Origin of the sequence: Streptomyces sp. NPDC007205, from assembly GCF_040634095.1 — a bacterium.
In the GTDB taxonomy this organism is placed as follows: domain Bacteria; phylum Actinomycetota; class Actinomycetes; order Streptomycetales; family Streptomycetaceae; genus Streptomyces.
In genome coordinates, this window is sequence record NZ_JBEYEW010000071.1 from 1 (window position 1) to 13,341 (window position 13,341).

Annotated in this window: 15 protein-coding genes and 1 pseudogene; 8 read left to right on the forward strand and 8 right to left on the reverse strand. The window is 69.1% G+C overall.

Annotated elements, in window-relative coordinates; translation table 11 throughout:
* Positions 1 to 252: 252 nt before the first annotated feature.
* Complete coding sequence (locus ABZ624_RS40085; RefSeq protein ID WP_360100055.1) at positions 253 to 1,521, reverse strand: helix-turn-helix transcriptional regulator; 1,269 nt, start codon at positions 1,519 to 1,521, stop codon at positions 253 to 255.
* A gap of 258 nt (positions 1,522 to 1,779) precedes the next feature.
* On the opposite strand from ABZ624_RS40085, the gene ABZ624_RS40090 reads away from it, so the two are divergent.
* The 4 genes from ABZ624_RS40090 to ABZ624_RS40105 are packed head-to-tail and all read left to right on the forward strand — an operon-like array spanning position 1,780 to position 5,363.
* Positions 1,780 to 2,802 (forward strand): dTDP-glucose 4,6-dehydratase, encoded by a 1,023-nt coding sequence (locus ABZ624_RS40090; RefSeq protein WP_360100058.1) that lies wholly within the window; start codon positions 1,780 to 1,782, stop codon positions 2,800 to 2,802.
* Entirely contained in the window at positions 2,795 to 3,802 is a 1,008-nt protein-coding gene (locus ABZ624_RS40095; protein WP_360100061.1) for an ATP-grasp domain-containing protein, read from the forward strand. Before ABZ624_RS40090 ends, ABZ624_RS40095 begins: the two co-directional genes overlap by 8 nt.
* Complete coding sequence (locus tag ABZ624_RS40100) at positions 3,799 to 4,947, forward strand: DegT/DnrJ/EryC1/StrS family aminotransferase (protein ID WP_360100064.1); 1,149 nt, start codon at positions 3,799 to 3,801, stop codon at positions 4,945 to 4,947. Before ABZ624_RS40095 ends, ABZ624_RS40100 begins: the two co-directional genes overlap by 4 nt.
* A complete protein-coding gene (locus tag ABZ624_RS40105; protein WP_360100067.1) occupies positions 4,932 to 5,363 on the forward strand; it encodes a low molecular weight phosphotyrosine protein phosphatase in 432 nt (143 codons plus the stop codon). The genes ABZ624_RS40100 and ABZ624_RS40105 overlap by 16 nt, the downstream gene beginning before the upstream one ends.
* Here the strand turns inward: ABZ624_RS40105 and ABZ624_RS40110 are convergent.
* The 4 genes from ABZ624_RS40110 to ABZ624_RS40125 all read right to left on the reverse strand — a co-directional run bounded on the left by ABZ624_RS40110 (position 5,317) and on the right by ABZ624_RS40125 (position 7,936).
* Positions 5,317 to 6,528, reverse strand: a complete 1,212-nt coding sequence (locus tag ABZ624_RS40110) for a UDP-N-acetylglucosamine--N-acetylmuramyl-(pentapeptide) pyrophosphoryl-undecaprenol N-acetylglucosamine transferase (RefSeq protein ID WP_360100070.1) — start codon at positions 6,526 to 6,528, stop codon at positions 5,317 to 5,319. The genes ABZ624_RS40105 and ABZ624_RS40110 overlap by 47 nt on opposite strands.
* A 113-nt stretch (positions 6,529 to 6,641) precedes the next feature.
* The gene (locus ABZ624_RS40115; RefSeq protein WP_360100073.1) at positions 6,642 to 6,770 is read right to left on the reverse strand and encodes a hypothetical protein; all 129 of its coding nucleotides are present in this window, start codon (positions 6,768 to 6,770) and stop codon (positions 6,642 to 6,644) included.
* A gap of 293 nt (positions 6,771 to 7,063) precedes the next feature.
* Complete coding sequence (locus ABZ624_RS40120; RefSeq protein WP_360100076.1) at positions 7,064 to 7,504, reverse strand: hypothetical protein; 441 nt, start codon at positions 7,502 to 7,504, stop codon at positions 7,064 to 7,066.
* A 273-nt stretch (positions 7,505 to 7,777) separates the two neighbouring features.
* Positions 7,778 to 7,936: a hypothetical protein gene (locus ABZ624_RS40125; RefSeq protein ID WP_360100079.1), complete on the reverse strand. Its 159-nt coding sequence runs from the start codon at positions 7,934 to 7,936 to the stop codon at positions 7,778 to 7,780.
* A gap of 418 nt (positions 7,937 to 8,354) precedes the next feature.
* Between ABZ624_RS40125 and ABZ624_RS40130 the strand changes: the two genes are divergently transcribed.
* A complete protein-coding gene (locus tag ABZ624_RS40130) occupies positions 8,355 to 8,618 on the forward strand; it encodes a hypothetical protein (RefSeq protein WP_360100082.1) in 264 nt (87 codons plus the stop codon).
* A gap of 413 nt (positions 8,619 to 9,031) precedes the next feature.
* Here the strand turns inward: ABZ624_RS40130 and ABZ624_RS40135 are convergent, their stop codons facing one another.
* A complete protein-coding gene (locus tag ABZ624_RS40135) occupies positions 9,032 to 9,685 on the reverse strand; it encodes a DUF4360 domain-containing protein (protein ID WP_360100085.1) in 654 nt (217 codons plus the stop codon).
* Positions 9,686 to 10,277: 592 nt separating this feature from the next.
* Between ABZ624_RS40135 and ABZ624_RS40140 the strand changes: the two genes are divergently transcribed.
* The 3 genes and pseudogenes from ABZ624_RS40140 (at position 10,278) to ABZ624_RS40150 (ending at position 12,030) form a co-directional block, all read left to right on the forward strand.
* A complete protein-coding gene (locus tag ABZ624_RS40140) occupies positions 10,278 to 10,805 on the forward strand; it encodes a DUF4360 domain-containing protein (protein ID WP_360100088.1) in 528 nt (175 codons plus the stop codon).
* A gap of 484 nt (positions 10,806 to 11,289) precedes the next feature.
* Positions 11,290 to 11,600: pseudogene (locus ABZ624_RS40145) on the forward strand (IS6 family transposase); the annotation flags it as partial.
* Positions 11,601 to 11,859: 259 nt separating this feature from the next.
* Positions 11,860 to 12,030, forward strand: coding sequence for a hypothetical protein (locus ABZ624_RS40150; RefSeq protein WP_360100091.1), 171 nt, complete (start codon positions 11,860 to 11,862; stop codon positions 12,028 to 12,030).
* Positions 12,031 to 12,054: 24 nt separating this feature from the next.
* Here the strand turns inward: ABZ624_RS40150 and ABZ624_RS40155 are convergent, their stop codons facing one another.
* Both ABZ624_RS40155 and ABZ624_RS40160 read right to left on the reverse strand, forming a co-directional pair.
* Positions 12,055 to 12,201, reverse strand: coding sequence for a hypothetical protein (locus ABZ624_RS40155; protein ID WP_360100094.1), 147 nt, complete (start codon positions 12,199 to 12,201; stop codon positions 12,055 to 12,057).
* Positions 12,198 to 13,265, reverse strand: a complete 1,068-nt coding sequence (locus ABZ624_RS40160; protein WP_360100097.1) for a hypothetical protein — start codon at positions 13,263 to 13,265, stop codon at positions 12,198 to 12,200. Before ABZ624_RS40160 ends, ABZ624_RS40155 begins: the two co-directional genes overlap by 4 nt.
* Positions 13,266 to 13,341: the final 76 nt, after the last annotated feature.

The window sequence follows — 13,341 nt, forward strand, 5'->3', positions numbered from 1 at the left end:
CACCACCCTCCTGGCCACGACCGCCTGACCGCGGCCACCCTCACCACCCGAGCACACCTCAACTCGCCTGCCCCATCAGCAACTTGACAAGGCCCCGCTGCTGGATGCCCAGGCCACGCACACGACGGCTCTCGGAGATCCTCATCCCGTCGAGGGTGCAGCCGACCAGTGCCGCAGATCGTCGCCCGCGTACAGGCCCGGGGTGGCCACAATCGACGTGACACGACCGTGAGCCCGCCCGAGCTGAGTGGCTCAGCCGGCCAGCGCCCCGGTGCGGGCCGCGAACTCGCGGACGCCCTCGATACGGGTGGGCCCGTAAAGCAGACCGGCCGTCAGAGCCCGCAGCGCAGGCCGGCGAACCTCCTGCGGGGCCGCCCGCTCGACCTGGCGCAGCGCACAGAAGGTCTGCTGGCCGTCGCCTAGGGCGTTCCACATGCGGGCGATGTCGGTCCACGCCCGTGCCCGCCGTTCCGCTGTCGGGATCCGGTCGATGTTCAGCCGGTTCGCCACCGTGACCGCCTCGTCCGGCGTCCCCAGCACGTTGAGGACGCTGATCCGGTAGGCGTCGACCTGTGTGCGGGTGGCTTCCACCGTGAACAGGCCCGGCACGGCCGGATGCCGCTCTGTCTCCTGCTCGGCTTCCTCCAGCAGCGCCATAGCGGTCGACCGGTCCCGGCCGGTCGCCGCCGAGTAGGCGCCGGTCAGCAGCAGCGTCGTCCGGACGGCGCCGGTGTGGTCGCGGGAGGCGTCCAGGTCCTCGGCGTCCTTCGTCAGCAGGTGCACCGCGGCCGTGGAGCGGCCCGAGCGGCGCATCGCGATCGCCAGCTGCCGGGAGGCCTCGCCCACGGCTACCGGGATGCCGCTGCAGCGCGCGGCCGCCAGCGCCCTGTCGGCGGCCACCCACGCCGCATCGCTGTGCTGCTTGGTGGCCAGCTCGGCGGCGAGCACGTACGACCGGGCGAGCGCCAGGTTCGCTTCTTCGCGGGCCCGGCCTGTCGAAGCATCCCGTGTCGCGGTCGCGGCCGCGATCAGGCCGGGCAGCGTCTGCCCGAGACGGGCGTACTGGGCGGCGCAGTAGTCCCGGCGCGCGACAGCGATCTGCGCGACCAGCCGGGGCAGCGGCATCGGCTCCGCCTGCGGCAGCCGGAACAACGCCACGTCCAGATCGACCGGCGCGGCACCGGCGGGGCCGGCGCCGACGACGGCCGTCGCTCCCGCTGCCACCACTCCCGTCAGCAGCTCCCTACGACGCACCTCGTCCTCCTCAACCGACCGGCAATCTCCGGCCACCGTAGCGACATTCGTCATGCCGGGTACGGCAGACGCACGCAGCTGCTCGGGGGCGATCCGCAAGAACGCGGCGAACTTCAGGAGAGTCGGGTAGTCGATGTGCAGCTTCCCGCTCTCGATGCGGGAGACGGCCGACGCCGAATAGTCGCAGGCCTGGCCCACCTCGGTCTGTGTGAGCCTCGCGGCGCAGCGCGCCCCGCGTAAGAGGGCACCGATCTCCACTGCGCCCATGGGCACCTCCTTGGACCCAGGCCCAGGATGGGTGGTGCAGAACTTAGCGCCGTCTGGAAGGCGTTGGGAGGGCGCGCGGAGGCACACCGTGTGCCGGATCCGCACACCAGTTACCGATGCCAGTCCGCCCGCTCTGCACGGCCTGTGCAGGCCTCCATGGTGAGGACCGCACCCGGCAACCGCTGGGCGTCTCCAGACGGGACCCCCAACTGCGGCACACCCCTGCGGCCGGGCCGGTCATCCTCATCGGAGGCACGTATGAAGCTGTTGGTTACCGGCGGCGCCGGTTTCATCGGCTCCCACTTCGTCCGGCGCATGCTCCACGCCGACGACATCGAGCAGATCACCGTCCTCGACGCGCTGACGTACGCGGGCAGCCGCGGCAACCTCGGGCAGGCCTTCCTCGACCCGAAGCTGGAGTTCGTCGTCGGCGACATCTGCGATGCCGGCCTGGTCGACGACCTCATGGCCCGGCACACCGCGGTCGTCCACTTCGCCGCAGAGTCCCACGTCGACCGCTCGTTCACGACCGCCGGAACGTTCGTCACCACGAACGTCATCGGCACGCAGACTCTCACCGACGCCGCCATGCGGCACGGCGTCGAGAAGTTCGTGCACGTCTCCACGGACGAGGTGTACGGGCCGCTGCTGGAAGGTGCGGCCACCGAGGACTATCCGCTGCGCCCGACCGTCCCCTACGCCGCCTCTAAGGCCGCAAGCGACCTGATCGCGCTCAGCTACTGGCAGACGTACGGGGCCCCGGTCTGCGTGACCCGCTCCTCGAACAACTACGGGCCCTGCCAGCACCCCGAGAAGATCATCCCGCTGTTCGTGACGCGGCTCCTGCGCGGCGAGCAAGTCACCCTCCACGACCGTGGCCAGCACATGCGGAACTGGCTGCACGTTGAGGACAACTGCGCCGGCGTCGAGCTCGTCCTCCGCACGGGCGCGCCTGGCGAGATCTACAACATCGGCGGCGGCACCGACCTGTCCAGCAAGGAACTGACGGGGGAGCTGCTACGGATCTGCGGCGCCGACTGGGACCGCGTCACCTACATCCCCGACCGGCTGTCCAACGACCTGCGCTACGCCATGGACTGGGGCAAGCTCGCCGCCCTCGGCTACCGGCCCGACCACGACTTCCAAGCCGGACTGGAGGAGACGGCCGACTGGTACCGGCGCAACGCCGACCGGTGGGCGCCGCTCTCCCGCAGCCCGCTCCCGGCCATGCCCTCCCCGCGCACCGCCCCGGCCTCCGAGAAGGAGCATCAGCATGCCTGACCAGACCCGGCGCCGGATCCTCGTCACCGGCGTCGGCGCCAACCCCGGCCTCGGCCTGGCCCGCAGTCTCCTGCGGCTTGGGCATCAGGTCATCGCCGTCGACGCCAACCCGCTCGCCCCCGGCTTCTTCCTGGACGACGCCTCACCGTACGTGATCCCGCAAGCCACGGACCTCGACTACCCGGAGGCCATCGTCGGCCTGTGCCAGGCGCTCGCCGTGGACGCGATCGTCGCCGGCATCGAGAACGACCTGCCGCCGCTGCTCCACCTGCGGCCCCTCCTCGAAGCCGACGGCGTACGTCTGTGGCTGCCGGAGGCCAAGTCGGTGCACGACTGCATCGACAAGGCCCGCTTCCACCAGGTCCTGACCGAGCACGGCATCCCGACGCCACGCACCTGGGAGCCCGAAGACCTCGGCCTGGTGCCCGCCGGCGTCGAGCTGGTCGTCAAGCCGCGCAGCGGCCACGGCTCCCAGGGCGTGCACATGGTGACGTCGCTGCCCCAGGCCCGCGTGCTGTGCGAGCTGGTCTCCGGCGCGATCGTGCAGGAACGCATCCGGGGCACCGAGTTCACCGCCGACTGCCTCGTGGACCGCGACGGCCGGGCCTCGGCGATCCTCCGCCGCCGCGACTTGGTGAAGGCCGGCTGCGTCGCCGTCTCCACAACGTTCGAGGACCAGGCCGTGCACGACCTGGTGGTGGACACGCTGCGCGCCGTCCGCGCGGCCGGCCTGTGCTGCGTGCAGGGGTTCATCACCGACGACGCCCGGGTCACGATCACCGAGGTGAACGTCCGCATCGCCGGCGGATATGCGCTCACCGAGGCGGCCGGCGCGGACCTCGTCGGCCAGATGGTCAACGGCCTGTTCGGCCTGCCGGTCGACCACGACCTGCTCACCTACCGCACCGGCGTGTTCCTCACGAACTACCTAGAGACGCTGCACGTCGGCGACGTCGCCGAGCTGGAGATCGCAGCCGCCCCGAAGGGAGTCACCGCATGACGACCGCCACCACGCCCGACGCCGGGCGCAACGCCAGCCCGTACCTGTACGGCGAGGAGGCCGCCGCGGCGGCCCGCGTGCTGGAGGGCGGCCATTACGGGCACACCGAGGTCACCGAGGAGTTCGAGCGCCGCATCGCCGCCTTCCTCGGCGTCCGTGACGCCGTGGCGGTCGTGTCCGGCACCGCCGCTCTGCACACGGCGCTGCTCGCCGCCGGCGTCGGCCCCAGCCATGAGGTGATCGTGCCGTCCATGACGTTCTGCGCGACCGTCCAGGCGATCCTTGCCGTCGGCGCCACCCCCCGATTCGTGGACATCGACCCGGCCACGATGTGCGTCACCGACCAGCTCGTCATGGACGCCGTAACCGACAAGACGGCCGCCGTGATGCCGGTCCTCTTCGGCGGCCGGGCCATCGACTTCTCCCGCATCCGCAAGGAGCTGGCCGCCCGGGACATCACCATCGTGGAAGACGCCGCGCACGCCTTCGGCTCCCGCAACGGCGCCCGCCACGTGGGCGCCACCGGAGACCTCACCTGCTTCTCCTTCGGCCCGATCAAGAACCTGACCTGCGGGCAGGGCGGCATCGTCATCCCCCGCACCCGCGCCGAGGCCGACACGATCCGCCGCCTGCGGATGCTCGGCGTCGTCCAGTCCCAGGCCGAACGCGGCCGCACGACCAGCTACCAGGTGGACGGCTTCGGCCTGCGTTACCAGTTGTCCGGCATCAACGCGGCCATCGGCTTGGCCCAGCTCGACCACATCGACACGGCGGAGACGACCCGCCGCATCCTGTGGCGGGCCTACCGGCGGGCGCTCGCCGGCCTGGACGGCGTGCGCCTGGTCGATGTCGACCCCGACCGCTCCGTGCCGCACCTGTGCCAGGTCCTCATCCCCCACCGGGACGAAATCCACGCGCAGATGAAGACCCGCGGCATCGGCGTCGGCGTCCACTACCCGCCCAACCACCTGCAGCCCGCATTCGCCCAGTGGCGGCGCGACTTGCCCGCCACCGAGCGAGCCGGCCGCGAGGTGCTTACGCTGCCGTTCCACCAGCACCTCACCGAGAACGACATCGACCGGGTCGTCACCGTTCTCGGTCAGGCCCTCAAGACCGTGGGAGCCGCATCGTGCGCAAGGTCCTGACCGTCTGCCTCGGCAACTACTGCCGCAGCCCGTTCGCCGCCCTGGCGCTCGCCAAGCGAGGCGCCGGCGAACTCGAGGTGCGCTCCGCCGGGCTGATCGGGAAGTGGGAAGGCCAGCCCGCCAACGAGCAGATGGTCGAGGCCGCCAGGCGACTCGGGCTCGATCTCACCGGCCACCGTGCGCAGCAGCTCACCTACGAGATGCTCGGCTGGGCCGACAGCGTCCTGGCCATGGATGCCTCCGTGCTCGACGTCCTCCGCGAGATCGCCGACGACGACATGCAGCCCAAGCTCACCCTGTACCTGGGTGACTGCGACGTCCCCGACCCGATGGGCCAGGATCAGGAGGCGTTCAAGGCGTGCGCCGTCCTCATCGAGGCCGGGACGGCTCTCCACGTCGGCCAGCCGTCGCAGTGATCGGCTGCCCCTGCGCGGCGGCCACGATCTCGTCCACGAGCCTGACCGCCGCGTCCGGACGGCCGTACGCGTGGGCCCGCTCCGCCATCACCTGCCGCAAGTGGGCATCGGCCAGGAGCGGGCCCACCGCCATCTGCAGCTGGCCCGGCGTCACCTCACCGGTCAGCGCGACCGCCGCCCCGGCCTGCTCCAGGTGCCGGGCGTTGTGGACCTGCTCGTTCCCCGCCGACGATGCCAGCGGCACGAACACGGCCGGCTTGCCCAGTGCGGTCAGCTCCGCCAGCGTCCCAGCCCCACTCCGGGACACCACGACGTCCGCCAGGGCGAGGACGTCGGGCAGCTCACCACTGACGAACCCCGCCAAGTGATAGCGGGCCGTCAGCTCGGCCGGAAGCTCCGCCGCCCGCGCCCGCAGGGCCGCCTCGTTCGTGGGACCGCACTGGTGGATCAGGTTCGCCCGCTGCAGCAGCCACTGCGCCGACTCGCCGACCAGCTCGTTGATCTGCTGCGAGCCCTGCGCCCCGCCCGTCACGTACACCGTCGGCAGACTCCGGTCGAAGCCCCACAGGCCGAGTGCCTCGACAGCCCGCTCCGCCTGTCCGGACAGCACCTCGGGCCGCACAGGGTTCCCGGTCACCACGGCAACCGCCCGCGCCGACTCCGACAGCAGCTCCAGCGTCGATTCCGACGACACGCAGATCCGCGCGGCCGACGCCGCCAGCTTACGGTTCGCCAGCCCCAGCCGCACCGTCTGCTCGTGCAGCACGAGCGGCCGGTGGCACATCCGCGCCGCCAGACCGGCCGGGACCGCCACGTAGCCGCCCGTCGCGAGGACGACATCCGGCTGGAACTGGTCGATGGCTCGCCGCGCCTGCAGCACGCCGAGCGGCACCCGCGCCATGTCCTTGACGTTGGCCGGTGACACCAGCTTGATCGGGTTCTTGGAGCGGCGGATCTTGCCGGTCGCCACCGTGGTGAAGGGAATGCCCTCGGCCGGGGCAACGCGCGCCTCCAGCCCGTCAGCCGTCCCGATCCACAGAGTTTCGAGCGCCCGCCCCTCGGCGGCGAGCCGGGCCTGCAGCGTGCGCACCGCGGTCAGCGCGGGATACGTGTGTCCACCAGTCCCGCCGCCTGTGACGACGAGACGGAAAGGGGCGCTGTGCATCGGGCTGCTCCTCGGCGAAACGGAGATCAGACGAGCCGCCACCCTAGCGTCTACGGCAGGACCGCTCGCCCGCCTTCCCGCCAGTCCACGCCACGCGTCGACATCCGCCCGGCTCAGCCCACCCAGCCGGCGTCGTACACCTCGATCCCGTCGACGTACGCGGTCAACGCCACCCAACACCGCCAGCCGAACCGCAGTCCGCGATCCCAGCCGCCCGGCACCGGCCAGGAGCCGGAATCCACCTGTGGATAACCCCGTCCGCGTCCGACGAGCCGCGGGCGTTACCGGATCAGCGTCGGCCCTGCCAGCAGGCCGCCCTCACGAGCACTTCGCCGCTTGGCCCGACCAGCCATCACCGTCGCCCTTCTGCCGCAACTGGCCGGTACAGAACGCAAGTTCGTCTCAGGCCTCTCTTGCCTCACGGCAGAACGAGGCGTGTCTGTGATACGGGACGGCACAGACCAGCCGCAGGAATGGCCGCTGAGAGCGAAGCGGCGTACGGGTGGGCTCGCCCCATACCAGGGCTACCGTGGTATCAGCCATGGTCGCCGAGCGGAGGCAGCAGACCATCGCCTGACCAGAGGGCCTGCTCGGCCACGAGCTCGGCAAGGTACATACCGACCTCCGCCAGGACCGTCTCGCGCTCAGTGGCCCCGTAGACAAGGAAGTCATCGGCCGCCGCGTCGTAGGCGCGGACGTGACTGTGCGGCCCGGTGCACAGCAGGGCCCCCGCGATCTCGGGCAGGCCGAGGCTGAGGGCGTCGCACCGCCCGGCGTGGACGAGCTGGACCAGGTCGGCGGTGACGCCCTCCCAGTCGCCGACCTTCGGCCAGTCCACGCAGCCGCTCAGTTCATGTGTGAGGGTGGCCAGCGGAATGATCTCGCCGGATCGGCGCCCGCGGGTGAGGAGATCGTGGATGCGCGCGCCGTCGGGCTGACGCACCTGCGGGTGCAGCAGGGAGACGGCGGCCACCACGGTGGCGTTGATCTCCTGGGCGTAGGGGCCCGGGTAGTACGGCTCGCGCGAAGAGGAGGTAGACGTCCGTGGTGCGGTCGGCCGGGCTGGATTCAGGTTCGGACATGAGCGCGGTTCCCTTCAGTAGTGAGGTGCCGGGCGTGGGGCGAGATGTGGCCGGCTGGCTGCCCGGCGGGTACGGGCCCTCGTGCCCGCCGGGCTTCTTTTCGCCGGAGCAAGCCTCGGTGCGGATGCGCTCCAGGGTCTGGGTGACTTGGCCGGCGAACTGGACCATCAGCCGTCCGCGATAGATGAGTTGGCCGAGACCGTACGGGTGTCCTGGTCCTGGAGCAGGCCGGCGGCGTCCCACAGCAGGTTTTGGCCGATCTCGGCCGAACGGCGCAGCTCATAGCGGTCGTTGTCCGCGGCGGCCTGGACGAGGTAGGTGTGCACAGCGGCCAGGCGCTGCACAGCTGTGCGTCGCGCAGCGCCTGGACCCTCAGCCGCCCGCCGACAATCCCGTGTGGCAAGGGCACAAGCCGGGTGATGGGGTGATCTACATGCGGGTGTGTCTCAGCGACGCGGCCGGGGGACTCGCTGGCGCGCAGGTCGTGCCGCAAGTCTTCTGGGCAGCCGGTGCCCCAAGAGTCAACGTCGATCCCGAGCAGTTGGCGCGCGAGGCCGTCGACAAGATGCTGCTGACCGGGCCGAGCATCGCCAGCCCTCGGCCGGCGGGACACTACGTCGTTGGCATGCCGATGTGGATGTGGGTCAACCGAAGCCCCACGACATACTGCGCGAACTCGGCATCCGCCTCGCTGGCCGGGGTGACCGTCACCGCCACCGCAGAAGTCGCCTCAACAGCTGGGACATGGGCGACAGCACTTCAGCTGTTGTGTGCAACGGCCCGGGCACCGTGTACAACGCTTCCTACGGCAAGCAGGAGTCTCCGACCTGCGGCCATACATACAGCAGCACATGGGCCGCTCAGAAGGGTGCCAAGTACACAGTGACGGCCACGTCGACGTGGACGGTGAACTGGCAGGCCAATGGCGGCGGTGGGGCAGGCCAGTTCACCGAGACCCGGCAATCCAACGTGCAGGTGGCGATCGGTGAGCTGCAGGTCGTCAGGTAACGGAGCCAGAAGGACGAACGTTGAGCAAGACCCAAGAACGTGTAGACGCTGCCGGCTCGCACGGAGTGCCCGTGCAGGACGCGTGGCAGGGCCGGTAGCTCCCCCACGGGTCTCAGCGCGCAGGCGCCGTCCAGGTGTCATCGCCTTGTCTGTGGCGTTGATCGCCGCCGGTGGCGCCGGTGTTGCCGTCTTGCTCCTGCAGGTCGGCCACCGCACGGATGTGGTAAGCGTGGTCCGCGACGTCCAGGTCGCCAGGTCGTCAGCGAGGAGGATTTCGGCAAGGCGTCCATCGCCCTGGACCCGGCCGTCAAGGCGGTGCGCGCCGACGACCGGTGGGTGGCGGATGAGGATTTCGGCAAGGGAGCCTCGGGCCGGAACCTCAGCCCGGGCCCGTGCGGGTGGGCGGCCCTGGGTCAGGTGCAGCGCCGCCAGGTCAGATGGTAGACGGTGGTCAGGCTTCCGTCGGTGGAGTCCATCGTCATGAAACTGGTCGTGGTGGCCGGGTTGGAGGTGCCTGCGCTGACGTTGAGTTGGGTGTTGATGGCGAGGTCGCGGGTCGCGCCGCAGGGTGCGTAGACGATCGATCCGATAGGGGTGACGTCGCTGGCCTGCCAGTCGTTGTCCATGGGCCCGTAGAAGGGGTGCGGGATGGTGGCGGTCTGGGACTGGCCCTGGAAGTAGTAGTTTGCCTGTTCCTTGCCCGATGCCCCGGCGGCCAGGTGGGCGTAACCGCGGTAGTCGGCCGACGCGACACCGTAGGTGAAGCCTTGAGGGGCGTTCACGCGGACCATGATCTGGCAGTTCTTGCGGAAGTCGGTCGGCTTGGCCCCGATACCGACCTGGGCGAGGTAGTTGCTGTACGTCACGGTGAAGGCGGTGTGGTCTGGCGCGGCGGTGACAGAGGCCGTCCCGGCCGGACAGCCGGAGCCGTTCACCGTCACTAACCCAACGGTGAACTGAGGCGGGGGTACATCTGCGGGACGAGCGCTGGCGGTGGTGGCACCGGCCACCGACAATGCCAGGAGCGTTGCGGTCACACCCGCTCTAGCAATTCTGCGACGAGCCATCGGGCTTCCCTTCAAGATCCGCCCAGGCTGAACCGACAGCAGACAGCAGCCCGGGCACGAGAACAAACGAGCACCAGAGAATGATCACCTTAGGTCCACGAATCCAACACACACAGCAACAGTTCCAGCCGACCACAACCCGATACAGGCAACCGGATGACTGAGGTGTCGCCAGGACCGCTACCCATAGGTCGGCGGCGATCTTCCCGGCAAGCAGGTCGGGCCTTGACCAGGCCCCCGGCCGGCGCCTCGCCCTCTGCCGTAACCGCGCCCGGGAGGAACACGGCCGCCGCCACCGCGAGGACACCAGCAAGGCGGCTACGAGTAGGTACGGCCTGGAAAGTCGGCTGGAAGTGGTTGCTGTGCGTACGGAAGGCGCAGCTTAGGGTGAGCCTCCTTGTCGTTCTCGTGCCCAGACCTTTGCCTGCTGTCGGTTCAGGCTGGGCGGATCTTGAAGGGAAGCCTGATGGCTCGTCGCAGAATTGCTAGAGCGGGTGTGACCGCGTCGCTCCTGGCATTGTCGGTGGCGGGTGCCACCGCTGCCACCGCTCATTCCTCGAGCGCCACGCCGCCGTGGTTCACAGTGGAGTTGGTGACCGTCAATGGTTCCGGTTGCCCGGCCGGGACGGCCTCCGTCGACCCCGCCCCGGACCGGACCGCCTTCACCGTGACATACAGCGACTACCTGGCGCAGGTCGGCGTCGGAGCCGGGCCGACCGACTTCCGCAAGAACTGCCAGATCATGGTCCGGGTGAATGCCCCCCAGGGCTTCACCTACGGCATCGCGAAGGCCGACTACCGCGGCTACGCCTCCCTGGCCAGCGGGGCCTGGGCCAGGGAACGGGCGAACTACTACTTCCAGGGCCAGTCCCAGACCGCCAGCATCCCCCACCCCTTCTACGGCCCGATGAATGACAACTGGCATGCCACCGACGCCACTCCGGTCGGGTCAATCGTCTACGCCCCCTGCGGAGCAAGCCGCGACCTAGCCATCAACACCCAGCTCAACGTCGGCGCCGGCAGCTCCAACCCGGCCACCACAACCAGTTTCATGACCATAGACTCCACCGACGGAAGCCTCAACACCATCTACCACCTCAGCTGGAACCAATGCCCCTGACCCCGAGTCAAGGCCAGGCAATTGCCGAGAAAACACGCGATGGCAGTACTGACACCACCGGCCACCCAGGGTGTTCCCAACTCTCCGCTGGTGCTGGTGCGCAAGCTGGCTACAGCCCGGGCAGACGGCGTGATCTCGTGCTCCCGGCGAACTGACCTGACTCTATGAGGGCCAGACTCCTGTGCTCCCCGCCGCGATGATCGTCCGGCAGCGCCTGAGAACCATGCCGACGGCCTTATCCACTTGGCGGTTGCGCTGTGGGATGATCTTCGGGTTGATCGTCTTGGGGAGGGCCCTATTCCTGGATACGGTGTCGCCGTCGTACAAGGGCTACCGCTACCCGGCCGAGGTGATCTCGCATTGCGTGTGGGGTGTTATCAAGTTGAGTGGTGGGGTGCGATGATCTTGGTGTAGATCGTCGTGGGAGGGGTCTGCTGGTGGACACCGCTGTACCGTCGTACAAGCGCTTCCGGTCCCGCCGGAGGTGATCGCGCACGCGGTCTGGCTCTACCACCGCTTCCCTCTGTCCTTGCGTGATGTGGAGGAGCTGCTGATCGAGCGCGGCATCCAGGTGTCGTACGAGGCGATCCGGCTGTGGTGCGAAAGATTCGGCCCCGAGGACGCCGCGCGGCTGCGGCGCCGGCAGCCGAAGCCAGGTGACAAGTGGCATCTGGACGAGGTCTTTATCAAGGTCAACGGGCGGATGCGGTACCTGTGGCGGCCGTCGACCAGGACGGCAACGGCCTGGACATCCTGGTGACCAACAAGCGCGACACGAAGGCCGCGAAGCGGTTCTGCATTCCTGGGCGAGTAGAGATGCACCTATAAATTCTGTAGGTGTCCGCCAAAGACTGTGCGGGCTTTGCATACGCCGATTATGGAAGCCGCGACTACGTAGCTGCGAGACTCGCGCATCTGGAGAGCCCTGAGATACCTGTGTTTAAGGCGGGCCGCATGGCGCGGAATTGAGCTTGCCAGTGCGGCTACAAGCCGGGAAGAATTAACGCTGCGGCCGTAGTTGGATTTCGGAACGTGTGCAGGAGCTACTAGGATAATGATCACCATAGCAGTTACTGAACTCAGGCTTGAGCAACGCAAATACGCCCTGCGTATGCTCAAAGAGTGCGTCGGAAGGCTTCAGGGACAGGACAGCGTAAATCGCGAGCTGCTCCAGGATGCCGCCAACTGGGCTGTCATCGCGGAAGCTCTTGGTCGGCGCACCTAGGCCTGGACTTCGTGGGTCACCGTTTCAGGTCTGTGGCCAGCGAGTCTTTCCGATGTCGGTGTCGAGCAGGTCGAGGAGGTGGAGTTGGACGCCGCGGGTGATCTGGACGGTGGGCGGGTCGGTGACGTTGCCGATCCGCAGGGTGAGTTCGCCGAGGTGGTAGAAGATCATGCCGCCGGTGGGCGGACGCGGCGGTTGTCGGGGTAGAGGCCACTCATGGTCTGTTCGGGGCCCAGCGCCCGTCTGACCTGCCGCTCGACCAGGCAGAAGACCAGCAGGGCCAGGCAGATGACCTGGATCAGGGCGGCAACGCGCCGGTTGTGCTGCACGAAGACCGGCGTGACCGCGAGCGGGCCCTTGAAGTCGTGGTAGCGGCGCTCGACCGTGCCCTGGCCCTTGTAGTGGATCAGGGCCTGCCCGGCATCCGCCCGGTCGGCGGGCATAGACGTCAGCAGTGCGTACCAGCCCTCGACAGCAGCTTCGGCCTTCAGCACGCCGGTGTCGAAGTGCCAGGCCAGGACCGGGGTGCCGTCCTCGTTGTCGGTGACGGTCCAGCGCAGACAAGAGGTGACACGGCGTTTGGCGGCGATGACACCGATCCGGGTGGCGGTCTTCTCCCGGGTCTTGTAGTGGCGCCCGCCAGCCGCTGCGGTGAGCTTGTTCAGGTCCTCGGTGGCCTTGGCCAGGCGTTTGTCCCGGGCGGCTTGCCGGCCGGCGGCGTTCGCGGTGGAGTGGACCAGGATCCGTCGCACGGTGAGGGGCGGATCGCTCTTGCGGGGCCCGGTCAGGGTGTGGGTGTCTTCCAGCACGCGGTAGGTCTCGCGCAGCTCGGCGGGCCTGCCCGCCTCCCGGTCCGGTACCAGTTTGGAGTCGGCGACCATCAGGAAGTCGCGCTTGCCGGCCATGGCCCGCAGATCCTTCATCGCGCCGGCGACCTGGCTGACCTCGGCCGCACCACCGCCGAAGACCCGGGCACGGAGCGGGATGCCGCCGTCGGCCGACACCGCGAGCCCCGCCTGGACCTGCTTCAGATCGAAGCGCCGGTCCTTGGGATAGCCGTAGCCGATGACGGGGAAGTCCTCACCCTGGCTCTCAACCGAGAAGGCCCCGTGCACGGACATGCCGGTCATGTCCCAGTGCAACCGGGCCACATCGATCCCGAACTCACCGATCGCCGGCGCCCCGACCCTGCCCGCGATGTGCTCCAGGTGCGGAGCGCCCGCATCGAGTAGCACGGCACAGCGATATCTCCCGCACCACCACAGGCGTGGGGCATCATCGGCGGATGGCATCGACGCAAGCCCCGCCGAC

Excerpts from the sequence above, each read along its gene's own strand:
- ABZ624_RS40130 (WP_360100082.1), top strand. The coding sequence starts at position 8,355 with ATGGGCGACAGCACTTCAGCTGTTGTGTGCAACGGCCCGGGCACCGTG.
- ABZ624_RS40110 (WP_360100070.1), bottom strand. The coding sequence starts at position 6,528 with ATGCACAGCGCCCCTTTCCGTCTCGTCGTCACAGGCGGCGGGACTGGT.
- ABZ624_RS40150 (WP_360100091.1), top strand. The coding sequence starts at position 11,860 with ATGATCACCATAGCAGTTACTGAACTCAGGCTTGAGCAACGCAAATAC.
- ABZ624_RS40155 (WP_360100094.1), bottom strand. The coding sequence starts at position 12,201 with ATGATCTTCTACCACCTCGGCGAACTCACCCTGCGGATCGGCAACGTC.
- ABZ624_RS40095 (WP_360100061.1), top strand. The coding sequence starts at position 2,795 with ATGCCTGACCAGACCCGGCGCCGGATCCTCGTCACCGGCGTCGGCGCC.
- ABZ624_RS40085 (WP_360100055.1), bottom strand. The coding sequence starts at position 1,521 with ATGGGCGCAGTGGAGATCGGTGCCCTCTTACGCGGGGCGCGCTGCGCC.
- ABZ624_RS40100 (WP_360100064.1), top strand. The coding sequence starts at position 3,799 with ATGACGACCGCCACCACGCCCGACGCCGGGCGCAACGCCAGCCCGTAC.
- ABZ624_RS40090 (WP_360100058.1), top strand. The coding sequence starts at position 1,780 with ATGAAGCTGTTGGTTACCGGCGGCGCCGGTTTCATCGGCTCCCACTTC.
- ABZ624_RS40135 (WP_360100085.1), bottom strand. The coding sequence starts at position 9,685 with ATGGCTCGTCGCAGAATTGCTAGAGCGGGTGTGACCGCAACGCTCCTG.